The 17,923-nt window shown below is 65.6% G+C and carries 13 protein-coding genes and 1 pseudogene; 8 read left to right on the top strand and 6 right to left on the bottom strand.

What is annotated here, in order from left to right; all coding sequences use genetic code 11:
- Positions 1 to 68: 68 nt before the first annotated feature.
- The 4 genes from EV666_RS07895 to hflX all read left to right on the top strand — a co-directional run bounded on the left by EV666_RS07895 (position 69) and on the right by hflX (position 6,651).
- Positions 69 to 2,324, top strand: a complete 2,256-nt coding sequence (locus EV666_RS07895) for a sensor histidine kinase NtrY-like (RefSeq protein WP_245514290.1) — start codon at positions 69 to 71, stop codon at positions 2,322 to 2,324.
- Complete coding sequence (gene ntrX, locus EV666_RS07890) at positions 2,321 to 3,691, top strand: nitrogen assimilation response regulator NtrX (RefSeq protein WP_132005709.1); 1,371 nt, start codon at positions 2,321 to 2,323, stop codon at positions 3,689 to 3,691. Before EV666_RS07895 ends, ntrX begins: the two co-directional genes overlap by 4 nt.
- 529 nt (positions 3,692 to 4,220) lie before the next feature.
- Positions 4,221 to 4,472 carry an RNA chaperone Hfq gene (gene hfq / locus EV666_RS07885; protein ID WP_132005706.1) on the top strand — a complete coding sequence of 84 codons (252 nt, stop codon included), beginning with the start codon at positions 4,221 to 4,223 and terminating at the stop codon, positions 4,470 to 4,472.
- Positions 4,473 to 5,142: 670 nt separating this feature from the next.
- Entirely contained in the window at positions 5,143 to 6,651 is a 1,509-nt protein-coding gene (gene hflX, locus EV666_RS07880; RefSeq protein ID WP_449252253.1) for a GTPase HflX, read from the top strand.
- A 109-nt stretch (positions 6,652 to 6,760) separates the two neighbouring features.
- On the opposite strand, the gene EV666_RS07875 is transcribed toward hflX, so the two are convergent.
- Together EV666_RS07875 and EV666_RS07870 are read right to left on the bottom strand one after the other, a co-directional pair.
- Entirely contained in the window at positions 6,761 to 8,866 is a 2,106-nt protein-coding gene (locus EV666_RS07875; protein WP_132005701.1) for a M3 family metallopeptidase, read from the bottom strand.
- A gap of 186 nt (positions 8,867 to 9,052) precedes the next feature.
- Positions 9,053 to 9,385 (bottom strand): hypothetical protein, encoded by a 333-nt coding sequence (locus tag EV666_RS07870; RefSeq protein ID WP_132005698.1) that lies wholly within the window; start codon positions 9,383 to 9,385, stop codon positions 9,053 to 9,055.
- Between EV666_RS07870 and EV666_RS07865 the strand changes: the two genes are divergently transcribed.
- Both EV666_RS07865 and EV666_RS07860 read left to right on the top strand, forming a co-directional pair.
- Positions 9,384 to 9,587 carry a hypothetical protein gene (locus tag EV666_RS07865; RefSeq protein ID WP_132005695.1) on the top strand — a complete coding sequence of 68 codons (204 nt, stop codon included), beginning with the start codon at positions 9,384 to 9,386 and terminating at the stop codon, positions 9,585 to 9,587. The genes EV666_RS07870 and EV666_RS07865 overlap by 2 nt on opposite strands.
- 173 nt (positions 9,588 to 9,760) lie before the next feature.
- Entirely contained in the window at positions 9,761 to 10,114 is a 354-nt protein-coding gene (locus EV666_RS07860) for a hypothetical protein (protein WP_132005692.1), read from the top strand.
- Positions 10,115 to 10,395: 281 nt separating this feature from the next.
- Here EV666_RS07860 and EV666_RS07855 read toward each other — a convergent pair whose 3' ends face one another.
- Complete coding sequence (locus EV666_RS07855; protein WP_245514288.1) at positions 10,396 to 10,839, bottom strand: MarR family winged helix-turn-helix transcriptional regulator; 444 nt, start codon at positions 10,837 to 10,839, stop codon at positions 10,396 to 10,398.
- Positions 10,840 to 11,123: 284 nt separating this feature from the next.
- Between EV666_RS07855 and EV666_RS07850 the strand changes: the two genes are divergently transcribed.
- Positions 11,124 to 11,522, top strand: coding sequence for an NADH:ubiquinone oxidoreductase subunit NDUFA12 (locus EV666_RS07850; protein ID WP_245514287.1), 399 nt, complete (start codon positions 11,124 to 11,126; stop codon positions 11,520 to 11,522).
- Positions 11,523 to 11,826: 304 nt separating this feature from the next.
- Here EV666_RS07850 and EV666_RS07845 read toward each other — a convergent pair whose 3' ends face one another.
- Positions 11,827 to 12,207: a PaaI family thioesterase gene (locus EV666_RS07845; RefSeq protein WP_132005986.1), complete on the bottom strand. Its 381-nt coding sequence runs from the start codon at positions 12,205 to 12,207 to the stop codon at positions 11,827 to 11,829.
- Positions 12,208 to 12,616: 409 nt separating this feature from the next.
- On the opposite strand from EV666_RS07845, the pseudogene EV666_RS07840 reads away from it, so the two are divergent.
- A pseudogene (locus EV666_RS07840) lies at positions 12,617 to 12,994 on the top strand (DUF2155 domain-containing protein); the annotation flags it as partial.
- Between the two features lie 235 nt (positions 12,995 to 13,229).
- Here EV666_RS07840 and mazG read toward each other — a convergent pair.
- Together mazG and uvrA are read right to left on the bottom strand one after the other, a co-directional pair.
- Positions 13,230 to 14,129 (bottom strand): nucleoside triphosphate pyrophosphohydrolase, encoded by a 900-nt coding sequence (mazG, locus tag EV666_RS07835; RefSeq protein ID WP_280990828.1) that lies wholly within the window; start codon positions 14,127 to 14,129, stop codon positions 13,230 to 13,232.
- A gap of 133 nt (positions 14,130 to 14,262) precedes the next feature.
- Entirely contained in the window at positions 14,263 to 17,316 is a 3,054-nt protein-coding gene (uvrA, locus tag EV666_RS07830) for an excinuclease ABC subunit UvrA (protein WP_132005680.1), read from the bottom strand.
- Positions 17,317 to 17,923 lie beyond the last annotated feature (607 nt).

The raw sequence follows: 17,923 nt of genomic DNA, 5'->3' as shown, positions 1-17,923 counted from the left end.
GGCTGCCGCACCGTGCTTGCCGGTTTCCGGCAACCGGTCGCGGAGCGGGTGTTGCTGAAGGGGCGTGCTTGAGCATCGACAATACGGCGCACAATGACATTGCCGCCGCGCGTGGATCAGATCCGGGACAGCGCGTATCCGGCGTGCTCGGCGTCATCCTGGTCGTCTGCGCGCTGACCTGCGCTTTCTCCACCTTCCTTGTGCTCGCCGGCATGACGCCCATCCTGCCCACCCATGTGGTGGTGGCGTGGATGCTCGGCGTCAACGCGCTGCTGGTGGTGGCGCTGCTGGTGGTCGTGCTGGCGCAGACTGTCAGCCTGTGGCGGGCGCGGCGGCGCGGCGCGGCGGGCGCCGGCCTGCATGTGCACATCGTCAGCCTGTTCTGTTTCGTCGCCGCCGTGCCGGTGATCCTCGTCGCGGTGGTGGCCTCGATCACCCTGGAGCGCGGGCTGGATCCCTGGTTCATCAGCTCGATCAAGGCGCTGATGTCCAACACGGTGGAGATCGCCAAGGAATATCGCGACGCCCAGTGCCGCACCGTGGTGCGTGAGGCCAATCTGATGGCCGGCGACCTGAACCGCGCAAGGGTGCTTTACGACGCCGACCGGAAGCTGTTTCACGATTTCCTGCAATCACGCTCGGCGTTTCTCGGCTTTCCGATCACCATTCTGATGACGGTGGACGGCTCGGTGGTGGAGCGTTTCGACAGCGGCCAGATTCTCAATGTGCCGCTGCCGACGCGCGAGGACCTGCAGAACGCCAGTGACAGCGACGCGACCTGCCTCATTCCCGGCAACCGCAATGTCTTTGGCGCGGTGCAGAAAGTGCCGGAGCTGAACGGCATGGTGCTGTTCGTCGCCCGCACCGTCGACCCCAAGGCCGTCGCCTTCCTGCCCATGGCCGAGGCGGGCGTGGCCTATTATCAGGTGCTGGAGGAAAAGAAGCTCGGCATCCAGATCGCTTTCGCCTCGATGTTCGCGCTGGTGGCGCTGATCGTGCTGCTGTCGGCGCTGTGGTTCGGCATGAGCTTCGCCAACCGGCTGGTGACGCCGGTGCGCCGGCTGATTCACGCCGCGGACCAGGTGGCCAGCGGCAACTATTACGTTCAGGTGCCGGCCCAGAAGTCCGGCGACGATCTCGGCCACCTTGGCGAAACCTTCAACAAGATGACCGGGCAGCTGCGTCGCCAGCATGACGGGCTGGTTTCCGCCACCGAGGTGATGGACCGCCGCCGCCGCTTCATGGAGGCGGTGCTGGCGGGCGTGTCGCCGGGCGTGGTCGGCGTTGACGCCGCCGGCGTCATCACCATCGTCAACCCGTCAGCCGAGACGCTGCTGCGCGCCGGCGCGGACGAACTGGTTGGCCGGCCGATCCGCGAGGCGCTGCCCGAGGTGAGCGGGCTGTTGCAGGAGGTGGGCGAGGGGCGCCGGCTGGTCCAGCGCCAGATCGCCATCGACCGTGACCAGCACGAACGCATGCTGAACGTGCGCGTGACGTCAGAGCAGGGCGATGTCAGCAGCGGCGGCGTGGTGGTGACGCTGGATGACATCACCGATCTGGTCAACGCCCAGCGCACCTCAGCCTGGGCGGATGTGGCGCGGCGCATCGCTCACGAAATCAAGAACCCGCTGACGCCGATCCAGCTTTCAGCCGAGCGCATCCGCCGGAAATATGGCAAGGTGATCGTGAGCGATCGCGAAGTCTTTGACCAATGCACGGCGACGATCATTCGCCAGGTCGATGATCTGAAGCAGATGGTCGATGAATTTTCGTCGTTCGCCCGCATGCCGGCCCCAACGATTGATGAGGATGATATCGCTTCCACCATCCGCGAGGTCGTGTTCCTCATGCGGGTCGGCAATCCGGACATCACATTTGTCGAGGACATGCCGGCGGGGCCGCTGCGCGTGCGCTATGATCGGCGGCTGGTCTCGCAGGCGGTGCAGAATATTGTCAAGAACGCTACGGAAGGCATCAAGGGGATGGCTGACCCCGAAGATCGCGCGGCTGGCAAGGTTGAAATTTCGCTGCGCGAGGAGGGCGGAAAGATCGTGATCGATGTCACGGACAATGGCGTGGGCTTCCCCCGGGAGCACCGCAACCGGCTGCTTGAGCCATACCAGACGTCGCGCGAGGGCGGCACCGGCCTTGGCCTGCCGATCGTCCTGAAGATTTTTGAGGAGCATGGCGGCGGGCTCGAATTGCTCGACGCTCCCGCGGTCGCCGAAGGCGGCCACGGCGCCCGCGTGCGGTTGTGGTTCCCTTTTCCGGGAGCCGGCGCCCGCGCCAGTGAGACAGCACAAACAGGGAGCCGGACAATATGAGCGCCGACATTCTCGTCGTAGACGATGAAGGCGATATCCGCGATCTGGTGGCGGGCCTTCTGGAGGACGAAGGCTATCGTTGCCGCACGGCGGCGAATTCCGATGAGGCGCTGGCGCTGCTCGAAGCGCGGCGCCCCTCGCTGGTGTTTCTGGATATCTGGATTCAGGGCAGCCGCCTCGATGGCCTGCAACTGCTCGACATCATCAAGGAACAACACCCCGAATTGCCGGTGGTGATGATCTCGGGCCATGGCAATATCGAAACCGCCGTCACCGCCATCAAGCGCGGCGCCTATGACTTCATCGAGAAGCCCTTCAAGGCGGACCGCCTGATCCTCGTCGCCGACCGGGCGCTGGAAGCCTCGCGGCTGAAGCGCGAGGTGAAGGAATTGCGCTCCCATTCGGTGCAGGCCAGCCGGATTGTCGGCAAGTCGGCGCCGGTCAACCATCTGCGACAGGTGGTTGAGCGGGTTGCGCCCACCAACGCCCGCGTCATGATTCTGGGCGCGCCCGGCGTCGGCAAGGAGCTGGCGGCCCGGACGCTGCACCAGCTTTCCGGCCGCGCCTCGGGGCCGTTCGTGGTGGTGAACTCCGCCACCATCACGCCCGAGAACATGGAGAGCGAACTGTTCGGCGTCGAGGGGCAGGAAGGACGCGGCCGCCGCGTCGGCGCCCTGGAAGAGGCGCACGGCGGCACGCTGTATTTCGACGAGATCGCCGACATGCCGATGGAGACGCAGGGGCGCATCCTGCGGGTTCTGGTGGACCAGAACTTCCAGCGCGTCGGCGGCGCGACCCGGGTCAATGTCGACGTGCGGATCATCTCCTCGTCCAGTCGCGATCTCAACGCGGAGATCGCCGCCGGCCGCCTGCGGGAGGACCTTTATCACCGGCTGGGCGTGGTGCCGATTCGCGTGCCCTCACTGGCCGAACGGCGGGAAGACGTGCCGGAGCTGATCGGCTTCTTCATGGAGCAGATTTCCGCCACGACGGGTCTGCCGAAGCGGGTGATCGCCGAAGACGCCATGGCGGTGTTGCAGTCGCATGACTGGCCAGGCAACGTGCGCCAGCTGCGCAACAATGTGGAGCGCCTGATGATCCTGGCCGGCGGCGACGCCGGAACGGAGGTGGACGCCTCGATGCTGCCGGCGGAAATCGGCTCGCTGGTGCCGAGCACGCCCAATGGCGCTGGCGGCGAAAAACTGATGGGTCTGGCGCTGCGCGAAGCGCGCGAGATCTTCGAGCGAGAGTATCTTACCGCCCAGATCAACCGCTTCTCGGGCAATATCTCGCGCACCGCCGAGTTCATTGGCATGGAGCGTTCGGCCCTTCACCGCAAGCTCAAGTCGCTGGGCATCGGATCGTGAGCCGGGTCGCGTGGGCGCCAGCAACGCCTGGATCATCACGCAGGCTGGCGTGCTGGTGATCCGCCCGCCGGACGGCGGCGCCTTGCGCGGGGTTACCCGGGGGACGCTGCTGCGCCTCGCGCAGGACGCTGCTGCGCCTGGCGCAGGACCTGGGGCTGGCGGTGGAGGAGCGGCCGTTCAGCCGCGCTGAAGCGCTGGCGGCGCGAGGCTTTTGTTAACGCCGCGACGACCCTGGTGGCCCCGGTGGTCCGCATCGACGGCGCGCCGGTTGGCGACGGCGCGCCCGGCCAGTTAACGCTGGAGCTGCGCCGGCGGCTGCACCGCGTGGCGGAGATGACGCCACGATCCCCAAATGGCATTGGACGGGAGGCGTTTCCCCCGCATAATTCTTGCATAACCCTTGCAATTCAATATGTTCCCCTGTGTAATCACCGCACCGGTCGAGCCTTCTCCGCAAGCTGATCTGCGGGGCAACAATAAGCTGTAGTCCGTTGCATGGCCGGTTGCGACGCACTCACGAGGTAAAACAATGGCGGGCGATCGCGCGCAAAACCTCCAGGACACTTTTCTTAACCACGTTCGCAAGAGCAAAATTCCGCTGACCATTTTTCTGGTCAATGGCGTGAAATTGCAGGGCGTCGTGACGTGGTTCGACAATTTCTGCGTCCTGCTGCGCAGGGACGGGCATTCCCAGCTTGTCTACAAGCACGCCATTTCAACGATCATGCCCGGCCATCCCGTCCAGCTGTTTGAGCCGGCGGACGAGGCCGACAAGGGCTGAGGCCTTTCCAGGCGATGAGGGGGGCATCGTCTGGCGGACTTGGGCGCCGTCTGGCCTGTCTCCGGGGGCTTGCGGAGGGACGGCTGGCTTCGTCATGGCGACATGATGGGCGAGGTGCGGGTCTGTGCGTCGCTTGGGCCCGCAGATCGCTGCCGGATGTCCCCAGCCGCTGCTGATCTGACTGGAAAAGCATCCGCCGCCGTGTGGCGCAATCCGGTGCGCGCGCCGGATTGCACGCGGACTTTGTCCGTGCCGCGCGCAACATCGCGCGCTGCCGGGTCGGAGGCGGCGTGACGGGCGGACATTTGCTTCGACAATCGGTGCGCGGCGGCGGCCGTTCGCCCAGGCTTCGGTCAAATATGGATGCGATCACGATCCGGGCATCAACGGGGCGGTCAAATCCGCCTGCCAAATCCGCCAGCCTTGTGGACGCGCCCTGCTCCAGCGAGCGGCGCCGATGTTGCTTCAGGCGTCATATCTGCCGTCGCATTGTCATTTTGGGGTGATGCGCGGGCGTTTACATTCCCCTCCATAACCCCCATCTGACAGCGGAAGCGCCCGGGATTGCCGGGGATCGTTCATCGGCGGCGTTACTGTTCGCGTCTGCGCCGCAGACGCCGGCGTTGTTAAACCGGAACCGCACAAACCAGGGAGTTCAGCCACGACCGAGCTGACGAAAGACCCGGACGCCAGGGCGTTCGAGGCAGAAAAAATCATCGCCGCCCAGGCGCGGACCCTCGTGATCGGCCCCTATCAGAGCGACCGGGCGCGGCTGGCGCGGGCCGCCGCCGCCCAGGGGCAGCCAGGGGCCTCATCCATCGGCGTGGTGTTGCGCGAAAACGCCGCCCGTCTGGAGGAGGCTGTGGGCCTTGCGGCGGCGATCGACCTGACGATCGTGGCGTCGATGATCGCCACCGTGTCCGAGGTGCGGCCCGCCACCTGGTTTGGCAAGGGCAAAATTGCCGAACTGGCGCAGATTATCGCCGATGAGCACATCAGCCTTGTGGTGATGGACTGCGCCCTGTCGCCGGTGCAGCAGCGCAATCTGGAGCGGGAGTTGCGCTGCAAGGTCATCGACCGCACCGGGTTGATTCTGGAAATTTTTGGTCGCCGCGCCCACACGCGTGAGGGCGCGCTGCAGGTTGAGCTGGCGCATCTGGAATACCAGCGCAGCCGTCTGGTGCGGTCATGGACCCACCTTGAGCGGCAGCGCGGCGGCTTCGGCTTCCTCGGAGGTCCGGGCGAAACCCAGATCGAGGCGGACCGCCGGCAGATTCGCGACCGCATGGCGCGCATCCAGCGCGATCTTGACCAGGTGCGCCGCACCCGCAGCTTGCACCGTCAGAATCGCAAGCGGGCGCCGTGGCCAACCGTCGCCCTCGTTGGCTACACCAACGCCGGCAAGTCGACCCTGTTCAACCGGCTGACCCGGGCCCAGGTGATGGCCGAGGACATGTTGTTCGCCACGCTGGACCCAACGGCGCGCCTGGTTGAACTGCCGCGCGGCGCCCGGGCGATTCTCTCCGACACGGTCGGCTTCATTTCCGAACTGCCAACCATGCTGGTGGCGGCGTTCCGCGCCACGCTGGAGGATGTGATCGAGGCCGACATCATCCTGCACGTGCGCGACATTTCCCACGAGGACAGCGCCGCGCAGGCCGCCGATGTGACCGCCATCATGGCCGAACTCGGCGTTGGGGCGCAGGAAACCGCCCGTATCATCGAGGTGTGGAACAAGGCCGATCTGCTGTCGCCGGACGAGCGCCAGCGTCTCGAAACCCTGGCGGCGAACCAGCCGGAGGCCGAGCGCCCCGTGCTGGTCTCTGGCGAAACCGGCGAGGGCGTGGACCGTCTGCTGGCGGCGATCGAAGACCGCATGGCCGGCCGCCGGGCGGTCTACCGCATCACCCTCGACCCGTCCCGCGGGGCCGACATCAGCTGGCTGCATGAGGAAGCGGAGGTGTTGGACCGGCGGATGGACGAGGACGGCCAGATGGTGATGGCGGTGCGCATCGCCGCCGAGAAAGAGCCGCGCCTGCTGCGCCGCATCAATAATGCCCGCCTCATTCGCGGTGCGGCTGCCCCTGCGCCGCGCCATGAGGGTGAGGCCAGCGCCAGCGAGGAGGAGGTCCGGCGCAAGGGCGACCTTAAACCCTGGCGCGGCGGGCAGTCCGCCTGAGGCGCTATCGCGCAGCCGTTGGCGATGCCCCTGGCGCGGCGGTTTGATATTGAAAAACGCGGCGCTGTTGAAGCGCCGCGTTTTCTTTACCGGCTTGCCTGCCGGGCGTTCACGCCGCCTGATCCAGCCCGCGCTTGGCCAGCAGGGCCTGCGGGTCGGCCTCACGCTCCCTGAAACCCAGCCAGGCCTCGCGCGGGTCGCGCAAGTTTCCGGCGGCGTAGACGAAATCGTGCAGGCGCCGCGCCAGCGCCGGATCGAAGATGTCGCCGCTGTCGCGGAAGGCGGCGAAGCCGTCGGCGTCCAGCACCTCCGACCACAGATAGCTGTAATAGGCGGAGGAATAGCCGTCGCCGGCGAACACGTGCAGGAAGTGCCCGGGCCGGTGGCGCATGATAATGGCGCGGGGCATGCCAATGTCGTCCAGCGTCTGGCGCTCGAAGGCGTCAATGTCAAAACCTTCGAAGTCCGTCCGCTGGTGCAGGCGCAGGTCGACCAGGGCCGAGGCGGCGTATTCCACGGTGGCGAACCCCTGGCCCTCGTTGCGGCTATCGAGCAGGCGGCGCAGCATTGGCTCCGGCATCGGCTCGCCCGTGCGCCAGTGGGTGGCGAAGGTTTGCAGCACCTGGGGCTGCTCCAGCCAGTGCTCGTAAAGCTGTGAGGGAAACTCGACGAAGTCACGCGCCACGCTGGTTCCGGCGAGCGACGGATACGTGACGTTGGATAGCATGCCGTGCAGGGCGTGGCCGAACTCGTGGAACAGGGTGCGGGCGTCGTCGAAGGACAACAGGGCGGGTTGCCCATCCGCTGGCCGGGCGAAATTCATGACATTGACCACAACCGGCCGCACCTCGCCGTCGAGGTTTTGCTGGCTGCGGAACGAGCTCATCCAGGCGCCGCTGCGTTTGGAAGGGCGGTTAAAATAGTCGCCATAGAAAATGGCGACGTGTTTGCCGTTGCCATCCGTGACCTCGAAGGCTCGCACGTCGTCGCGCCAGCGCGGCAGGTCGCTGCGCTCGCGGAAAGTCAGGCCGAACAGGCGGCGCGCCACATCGAACGCCGCCGCGATCATCCGCTCAAGCTGGAGATAGGGCTTGAGCCCGGTTTCGTCGAAATCCGCTTCGTTGCGGCGACGGCGGGCGGCATAATGGCGCCAGTCCCACGGCTCCAGCTCGCCATTGTGGCCATCGGCGATAAACAGGTCCTGCAACGCCTGCTGATCGGCGAGGGCGCGGGCGCGCGCCGGCTCCCACACGGCGTGCAGCAGCCCGGCCACCGCCTCCGGGGTTTTGGCCATCGCGTCATCCAGGCGGAAGGCGGCGAAACTGTCATAGCCGAGCAGCCGGGCTTTCTCCGCCCGCAACGCCATGGTTTCGGCGATAATGGCCCGATTGTCGTGGGCGTCGCCATTGGCGCCGCGCGCGGCGAAGGCGCGAAAAGCGCGCGCGCGCAGGTCGCGCCGGGTGGAGAACTGCAAAAACGGCTCCAGCAGCGACCGCGACAGGGTGATGACGTAACGGCCCGGCTGGCCCCGTTCGTTGGCGGCCTGGGCGGCGGCGTTGCGCAGATCCTCAGGCAGCCCGTCGAGATCGCCTTCATCCAGCGCCATCTCCCAGGCGCTTTCGTCGGCCAGCACATTTTGGGCGAAACTGGCGCCGAGGGTGGCGAGGCGGGCGGCGATATCCGACAGGCGGGCCATGGTTTCTGGCGGCAGGCCAGCGCCGGCGCGGCGGAAGGCGGTCTTCTCGCGCTCCAGCAGGCGCGCCTGTTCCGGCGTCAGGCCGGTTTCCGGCACGGCCTGGATGCGGGCGAACAGCGCCGGGTCAAGGGCAATGGCGTTGTAATGGCGCGCCAGCACCGGGGCCATGTCGCGCTCGATCGCTTGAAGCTCTGGCGACGTATCGGCGCTGGACAGGTTGAAGAACAGGCCTGACACGCGGGTCAGCGTCGCGCCGGCCCGCTCCATGGCGGCGATGACGTTATCGAAGGTCGCCGGCCCCGGATTGTTGGCGATGGCGGCAATTTCGGCGTCATGCTCCGCCAGCGCCACGTCGAATGCCTCGCGAAAATCCGCGGGCGTGAAGGCGCCGAACGGCGGGACCCCATGAGGCGTTGTCCAGGGGCGCAGCAGCGGGTTGGCGCTGCTGGACGGCGACGCGGCCGCATGGCCCGCTGCATGACCGCTGGCGTCGCGGACGGCGGAATGGGGTCTGTTCATCACGGTTTCCTGAAACGGGCCTGGCAGGTGGGGCCGGAGTTGGCGGGGCGAAGGCAGGGTACGGGAAACATGGGAGGTTGCGCCAGTTCACGCATCACCCAGCGCCGCGCGCACGGAAAGGCCCGGCAACGGGCCGGGCGCAAATATTCGTTTCAGCCCCGGCCGCCGAATTGCCAGGGCGAACGCCTAGCCGCGCGCGCCCCAGGGACGCGTCCAGCGGGTGACGGTGATGTGACGGCCAAGCAGCAGGCGGCCGACAAGCGCCATGATGAGCGCCAGGGCCAGAAATGCGAGCACCAGCGGAACCAGAATCACCAAAGCCGCCAGAACCGCCATGGCGATCAGCAGCTTCCGGCCAAAGGAGGCCGCATTGACGCCCCAGACCGGTTCGGCCCCCGGAGGAGCGACGTGGATATTGTCGCCGACAATCTCGCCTTCCAGTATCACGCCGGAATCATCGTTTCGCCAGGGCGACCCCCTTCCGGTGGAATTGCCGTCATGGTTGTCGAAATCGCGCATGTTCCTTCCTTTGCCAACCGGCGACAGCCTGTCGCGCGCCAGTTGGACCTACATCGTCAAAGTGGTGATTGTCGGGCCAGGCTGCAATGGATGCGAGGTGGTTCGCCTGTTTCGCAGGCCACTGGTGGATTTTGCCCGGCAACCCCAATCCCGCTCGATTTCAGCGCCAGGTTTCCTCCTGGGGTATTTCCGCGTGATGTGATGCGAAAGGACGACGGGGCCCATACGGAAGTTCGTGCGGCCACTGTATCCTGCGGATATGAAACTTGAGGCAGCGCGCATCGATGGCGCGCATCGATTCAGGATAAAGCGTTCCTGATGCAGGGCGGGGCCGCCAGGGCGGGCTGCCTTGCCGCAGCAACGCCGGGGAGAAGCATGATGAAGTCCACATACCGGGTTTGGGGTGGCGGTCTGGCGGGGCGTCGCATCAGTCTTGGCGCCCTTGCGATGGCGTCGGTTCTGGCTTCGCCCGCCGTGGCGGGAGCATGGAGCGGCAGCGCGGCCATGGGGGCTGCCGGCGTCGCCCCACCCACGCATCTGGCCCAGTTTGTTTGCGACACAAGCGGTTGCGGAACCGGCTCCGGACGCGCGGGGCCCCCTGGCGGATATATGGGCCGGCCCTATTACGGCAAAAACGCCGAGGAGCGGCGGGCGCTCGAAGAGCGGGACCGCCTGCGCCGTGAACGGGCGGAACGGAACGGAGGCAGCCAGAACAGCAGGGGCCGCTAGCGCCGGGACTGTTCAGGTTCAGCGGGTTAACGGAATTGATCTGCTCCCTGGAGCCGGCGGACGTCTCCACAGAGCCGGACGCGGAGCGGCCATCGCCAGATGCTGGCGGGGCGTTTGCGCCGCGAAACCTTTCCCACTGCCAGTGTCGTTTTCATGGAGCATTCCGGACGCACATCATCCCGCTGCGTTCTGATGTGAATGGGCGCCGTCCGGCGCCCTGACGTGACCGGGCTTTCCGGCCTGGCTTTACTTTCGGCCTGGCTTTACTTTCCGGCCCGGGTTTACTGGGGCGCCCCAAACCTGGCCAGCAGACGGACAAGGGTTTCGTAATTGTTGGGTCCGCCGAACTCCTCCAGGCAGGCCAGGCGGTGCGTCGCCACCAGATCAAGCGCGCCGGCGAGGGCGCGCTCGCCTTGCGGGGTCAGGTGCATGGCGTGCGAGCGACGGTCGCTGGCCGCCGGGCGTCGCTCGACCAGTTTGCGTTCCTCCAGCTGGTCCAGCAGCCGCACCAGCCGGGCGCGCTCGATGCCCAGAGCGCTCGCAAGCGCAATCTGGGACAGTCCAGGATTGTGATGAATGATCACCAGCACTGAGTACTGCGCCGGGCGCAGGTCAAGGGGCGTCATGGTGCGAATGAAATCCTGGAATACCCACAATTGCGCGCGGCGCAGCACGTAACCAAGGTCGTTTCCAAGCGGGCCATAGTCAATCGTTGACTCTTGCACGTTAAAATCTCTTGAAACTGCGGTCATGATGGCCATCTCTGTTATGAATGGCCCCCCAGTATTGTATTTAATAATTATCCAATTCCGGATGTTTATTTTATCTTTCCGGTATTGGCAAGAGCGTCCGATGATTTCCAGGTGAAATCCGCCGCGCCGCTGGCGCCGTCCGTGAGATGAGGCGGCGGCGTGCGGCGTCATCGCCTGTCCCGGCCATCAGGAGAGACTGGACACCGCGTCTGGCTGGGCTCATATTCCGCGCGTTTTCTGTCGCCGGGAGTTTCGCCTTGAAGAGATTGCTTCAGCTTGTTTTTACCTGGTGGAACGGCGCCACTGCGGGCACGTTGCTGACCACCTCGCGCTCGGGGCAATTCGTCGGCGAGGATGAGTTCGGCAACCGTTACTACCGGAAACCGGGCAAGGACCCCACCATTGGCGTGGAGCGCCGCTGGGTGATCTACAAGGGGGAAGCGGATGGCTCCGCCGTGCCGGCTGGCTGGAAGGGCTGGCTGAACCAAACCGTCCATGTCGCCCCTTCCGAGGAGACGTACCAGCCGCGTGAGTGGCAAAAGCGCCACCTGCCGAATCCGACCGGCACGCCCGGGGCGTACCGGCCACAGGGTTCAATCCTGCGCGCAGGCGAGCGACCCGCCGCGACCGGCGACTACCAGGCATGGACCCCCTGAGGATTGCGACGGTTTACGAAGCGGCGACTGCGCGGTTGCGCCCACAAACCCTCCCGTCTTCAATCGAACCTGTGACAGCCGCCGATCTTCTGATCGGCGGCTTTTCTTCTGGGGCGCGCCCTGGATACGTCAGTTCCGATCGTGGATGCAGGCGAGCGGGTTGCCGATGAACGTCGGCTCATGCATCAGCAGGCCCGGCCGGTGAGGCCCGGACCTGCTGGCGAAAACGCCGGGCATCCGCGCCCTGCGCGCGGGCGGCATCCGGGCGACGCGCAACGCCGCCTGTCCCGTTCGCGCACCGGTATTAAAGCACCATCTGCGTTTGCGTGACGACGGCGACCAGCTTGCCTGCACCGTTGGTAATCCGCGTCTGCCAGACCTGCGTGCGCCGGCCACGGTGGATCGGCGTGGTTTCGCCCCGGACCGTGTCGCCGGCGGGGGCGGGGGAAACAAAATTGGTTTTGCTTTCCAGGGTTGTGGTGCCTTGCCCCTCCCGGAGGTTGACGATGGTGGCGACCGCGCCCAGCGTGTCGGCGAACGCCATGACCGCGCCGCCGTGAATGGTCGGCGGCGTCGTGCAGTACTCCGGCTTCACCTCCATTTCCGCGACCACGCGCTCCGGCGTCGCCGACAGCACCCGGACGCCAAGATGTTTGCTGAATGGCGGCAGCCGTTCGTTGATCATGGCGGAAACATCGTTCGGTTCAGCGGTCATAAGCGCCTCCCTGTCGCGCTGGGTTGTTGTTCCCGGGGGCTTTGGCCAGACGATGCGCCTGATCCCGATTGCCCGGGCATCAACAATGACGCTGCGCACGGTCTGGCGCCATGACCCGGGAGGTAATAATTTCTCAAACAGAGAGATTGTGGTGGCGGCGGGCTGCGACGAAGGCGACGTTCGCCGGCGGGCGGGTCAACGCAGGTTTGCGCGCCAAAATCGTTCAGGACATTGTGCCCGCCGTTTCGCGATGGCCCAATGCATGATAACCCCCAGATGGGGCGCGACAGGATTGCGCCGCAGGTCAGATGAAAGAGACATGCCGCAACAGCTGATCCGCCGCCCATTCAAACCAGGGTCGCGCGCCCCGGTCCGGACGATGTCCGCCCGGCTGGCCGCTCTTGTCCTGTTTGGCGCATCCGCCTTCGGGACCGGGGCGCAGGCTGAACCGATTCACAATCCACTGGCGGTGTTTTCGGGCCTCGACAAGATCACCGGGCGAATCATCTCGTTCGAGGTGGCGATCAACGAAACCGTACAGTTTGGCGCATTGCAGCTGACGCCGCGCGTTTGCAATACGCGCCCGGCGACGGAAGCGCCAAACACGACGGCATTCGTCGAAGTTTATGAGATCAACTTCCAGGGCGAACGCAAGCGTCTGTTCGAAGGCTGGATGTTCGCCGCCAGTCCGGGGCTCCATGGCGTGGAGCACCCCGTCTATGACGTGTGGCTGACGAACTGCAAGGGCGGCGCCGAACCGCGCCCGCCCGTCAATATCGGTGAGCAGCCCCCCCAAAAGCCACCGCCGCGCCGCAACGCCCGTTAATAAGGGCCCGGCTGCGTCAAAGTCGGCGCGTGCAGCGCCGCAATGGTATTTGCCAGGCCGCGCACAGAAGCCGCGACATCTGGGGGAAGCTGACCCTGCGCTTCGGACCGACGATGCGGCATGGGAGCGGCAGGGCTTCGCCGTAGTCTGGTCTGACTGAAAGTCCCTATGCGGGCCCGAGTTGCTTGGCGTCGCGCCAATACCCTTCCATCTCGTCAAGGGACGCTTCGTTCAGGTTCTTGCCTGATTTATGAACAGATGCCTCGACGTGACTGAATCTGCGGTAAAATTTCTGGTTTGTTCCCGCGAGCGCCTGCTCAGGATCAATATCCATGTGACGGGCCAGGTTCACAAGGGCGAACAGGGCGTCGCCGATCTCGGACGCCAGGTCCGCGCTCCCCTGTCGCGTCAGTCCCGGTTGCTCGCCATCTGAAGATATTTTGGCAAGCTCCTGTTTTATTTCGGTGATCTCCTCATCCACCTTGTCGATCACCTGTCGCGCGTCAGGCCAGTCGAAGCCGACGGTCGCGGCGCGCTGCTGAAGCTTGAGGGCGCGGCTGAGAGGCGACGCGCCGGCAGGGATATCGGACAGGAGGCCAGTTTCAGAGGGTAGCCCGGCAGCCGCGCGCCGGGCGCGGCGCGCGGCTTTTTCCTCGGCCTTGATCCGGCGCCAGGCCTCGCCAATGGCTTCCGGCGAGCGGTCGGGCGAATCGCCAAACACGTGCGGATGCCGGCGGACCATTTTTGTTGTGATGGCCTCCACCACGTCGGCAAAAGCAAAGGCGCCAGCTTCCTCGGCCATGCGGGCATGAAAAACCACCTGCAACAGAAGGTCGCCCAACTCGTCGCACAGATCATCAAGGTCGCCGCGCTGGATGGCGTCCGCCACCTCATAGGCCTCCTCGATTGTGTAGGGGGCAATCGTCGCGAAGGTCTGGGCCACATCCCACGCGCAACCGGTCTGCGGATCGCGCAGCCGCGCCATGATCGCCAGCAGATCGGCGATGTCGCGCCCGGTTGTGGCGCAATTCCCGGCCGGGTGACCGGAACTGTCGTCAGAATTCACAGATCGTCTCCGTTTCCCGGATCGCAGGCCGCGACCCGGCTTCGGGCGTGGCGCGGGGACATATGCACGCCGGGCAGGCGCCAGCCAATCCGGCCTCCGGTTCCGCTGGCGCTATAAGTCCTGTCGCCAGGCGTCACCCGGCGGCCTTCCTGGCCTGGCGACGAATGGGACGGCGGGCCAGCACCTCCGCAAGAAAACGGCCCGTGTGGCTCACGGGACTGGCGGCGATATCCTCCGGCGTGCCTTCGGCGACAATCTGCCCGCCGCCGTCGCCGCCTTCCGGCCCAAGATCCAGCACCCAGTCCGCCGTCTTGATGACCTCAAGATTATGCTCGATGACAATCACCGTGTTGCCCTGTTCGACGAGCTCATGCAGCACGTCAAGCAGCTTGGCCACGTCGTGGAAGTGCAGGCCGGTGGTTGGTTCGTCCAGAATATACAGGGTGCGGCCGGTCGCCCGGCGCGACAGCTCCTTCGACAGCTTGACACGTTGCGCCTCGCCGCCCGACAGGGTGGTGGCCTGCTGGCCAACCTTCACATAGCCGAGGCCAACCCGTGACAGGGTCTCCATGCGATCACGGATCGTCGGCACGGCCTGGAACAGCTCGGCCGCTTCGTCGACGGTCATGTCGAGCACGTCGGCGATGGATTTCTCCCGGTAGCGCACCTCCAGCGTCTCGCGGTCGTAGCGCTTGCCCTTGCAGACGTCGCAGGTGACGTAAACGTCTGGCAGGAAGTGCATCTCGATCTTGATGACGCCGTCGCCCTGGCAGGCCTCGCAGCGGCCGCCCTTGACGTTGAAGGAGAAGCGCCCCGGCTGGTAGCCGCGCGCCTTCGCCTCCGGCAGGCCGGCGAACCAGTCGCGAATCGGGGTAAAGGCCCCGGTATAGGTGGCGGGGTTGGAGCGGGGCGTGCGGCCGATCGGCGACTGGTCAATGTCGATGACCTTGTCGAGATGCTCCAGCCCTTCGATTTTTTCGAAAGGCGCTGGATGTTCCAGCGCGCCGTTCAGCCGTCGCGCCACGGCCCGGTAAAGGGTGTCGATGATCAGGGTGGATTTGCCGCCGCCGGAGACGCCGGTGATGGCGGTGAATGTGCCCAACGGAATGTCGGCGGTGACATGCTTCAGATTGTTGCCGCTGGCGCCTGTTAGCCGCAAATGCCGGCCCTTGCTGGCCTTGCGGCGTTTCGCTGGCGTCGCCACCGACAGCTTGCCGGAGAGATACTGACCGGTGAGCGAATTGGGGTCTTGCAGGATATGCTCCGGCGAGCCGTGGGAAACGATCTCTCCGCCATGCACGCCGGCGCCCGGGCCGACGTCGACGACATAGTCGGCCTGGAGGATGGCGTCCTCGTCGTGCTCGACGACGATCACCGAATTGCCGAGGTCGCGCAGCCGCTTCAGGGTTTGCAGCAGGCGCTCGTTGTCACGCTGGTGCAGCCCGATCGACGGCTCGTCCAGCACATACAACACGCCGGTCAACCCGGAGCCGATCTGCGAGGCAAGGCGGATGCGCTGGCTTTCGCCGCCCGAGAGGGTGCCGGAGGCGCGCGCCAGGGTCAGATAGTCCAGTCCCACGTCGAGCAGGAAGGTCAGGCGGTCGACGATTTCCTTGAGGACGCGCCGGGCGATCTCATTTTGCTTGTCGTTCAGCGCCGCCGGCAGCGCCTCGAACCAGCTCCGGGCCGCGCCGACGGACAGGGCGGTGACCTCGCCGATATGCCGGCCGTCAATCCTGACCGCGAGCGCTTCCGGTTTGAGACGGAAGCCCTGGCAGGCCGGGCAGGGCGTTTCGGCCATGAAACGCGAAATTTCCTCCCGCACCCAGTCGCTGTCGGTTTCGCGGAAGCGCCGCTCCAGATTGGTGATGACGCCTTCAAATGGCTTCTGCACCTCATAAGCGCGCACGCCGTCCTTGTAGGCGATCCGCACTTTCGTGGAGCCGGTTCCGAACAGGACGACCGCCTGGATATGGGCGGGCAGTTTCTCCCACGGCGTCTTCAGATCGAAGCCGAAATGGGCGGCGAGCGCTTCGAGGGTCTGGCCGTAATAGGGCGAGGTGGATTTCGCCCAGGGCGCGATGGCCCCGCGCGCCAGCGTCAGGCTGGCGTCGGGGACGACAAGATCGGCGGAAACCTGCTTCTGCGATCCCAACCCGTCGCAGGTCGGGCAAGCGCCGTATGGGTTGTTGAAGGAGAACAGGCGGGGCTCAATTTCCGGAATCGTGAAGCCGGACACCGGGCAGGCGAACTTTTGCGAGAAAACGATGCGGCGCGGGCCGTCCTTGCTGTCCCCGTCCGTATCGGCGAACTCGATCACCGCAATGCCGTCGGTCAGTTCAAGCGCCGTTTCGAAACTGTCCGCCAGGCGGGCGGCCATGTCGGGGCGCACGACGATGCGGTCAATCACCACGTCGATATCGTGCTTCAGTTTCTTGTCGAGGGCGGGCGCGTCGTCAATTTCGTAGTAAGCGCCATCGATCTTCACCCGCTGGAAACCGCGACGCTGGAAATCGGCCAGCTCCTTGCGATACTCGCCCTTGCGGCCCCGCACCACGGGGGCGAGCAGGAAGAGCCGGCTGCGCTCCGGCAGGGCAAGAACCCGGTCGACCATCTGGCTGACCGTCTGGCTCTCAATCGGCAGGCCGGTCGCCGGCGAATAGGGCACGCCCACCCGCGCCCACAGCAGGCGCATATAATCATAAATTTCCGTGACCGTGCCGACCGTCGAGCGCGGGTTTTTCGAGGTGGTCTTCTGCTCGATGGAAATCGCCGGCGACAGACCCTCAATCTGGTCCACGTCCGGCTTTTGCATCATCTCCAGGAACTGCCGGGCGTAGGCGGACAGCGATTCGACATACCGACGCTGGCCCTCGGCGTAAATCGTATCGAAGGCGAGCGAGGATTTGCCCGAGCCCGAGAGTCCCGTGAACACCACCAGCTCATCGCGGGGAATGACCAGGTCGACGTTCTTGAGGTTATGCTCGCGGGCGCCGCGAATGGAAATCACGCGCTTGCCCGGAAAGCCCGTCGCCGCTGCGGGCGCGCCCCGCTCCGGCGAATCCTCTCCCTGGCCGCGCGCGGCGTCTCCGTTCCCGTCGCCGTTCTTGCCGCCGCCACTCCTGCGCCCGCGGTTCTTCCTGGCCCTGTCTCCGGCGCCGTCGAAAAGTTCATCAAGAGAAGCCATGATCGCTCGCAGTTAGCATCGGGCCCGTGAAGAGTCCGTAGAACGTCGTCGTTATCATTCGGGGCAAACGGCAGACGCGGCGCGCGCCGGTACATCCCACGCTATATGTGGCGCTCCGACAGGTCCGGAAAGGGCCGGAACTGGCGCAGGCCTCCAGTTCGCCCGGCGCCGCCAGCCGGGAGCATGACCTTTCCTCACGGGCGCTGGCCGGGAGGTCAGGAGGCTTGACTTGCCTGAAGCTTGGAACAAAAATAGAACAACCTGATGGCGGCGGCAAGCGGTCAGTCCGGCGAACCGGCAAAGTTTATCAGCGCATGGTTCGCGGGAATATGGCGGTGGGAGCCAGGCTGCGCCGGCGGTCCATCTGCTGCCTGGTTGGGGCCGGACGCGCGCGTTTCCAGACACATGGGGTCGCAGGCGCGGATTTTCCTGGTGAGGGCCGTCGCGGCTGGGCCACGTGGGGTTGCGACCCGTCGTGGCAGGAGCCACTGGTGGGCGACCCCGGCGGCAGGTGCGTTTTCCTTGCGGAGCGTCGCTCTTTTCGCGGGAAGATGCTTTAAGGAATTTCGGACGGCGGTCGCTGGCCATGGCGGAGCGACCGCGCCAT

The sequence above is a fragment of the Camelimonas lactis genome, from assembly GCF_004342915.1.
Taxonomy (GTDB): Bacteria; Pseudomonadota; Alphaproteobacteria; order Rhizobiales; family Beijerinckiaceae; genus Camelimonas; species Camelimonas lactis.
Note: the sequence above shows the minus strand (reverse complement) of the source record. Positions and strands in the feature narration are given on the sequence as shown.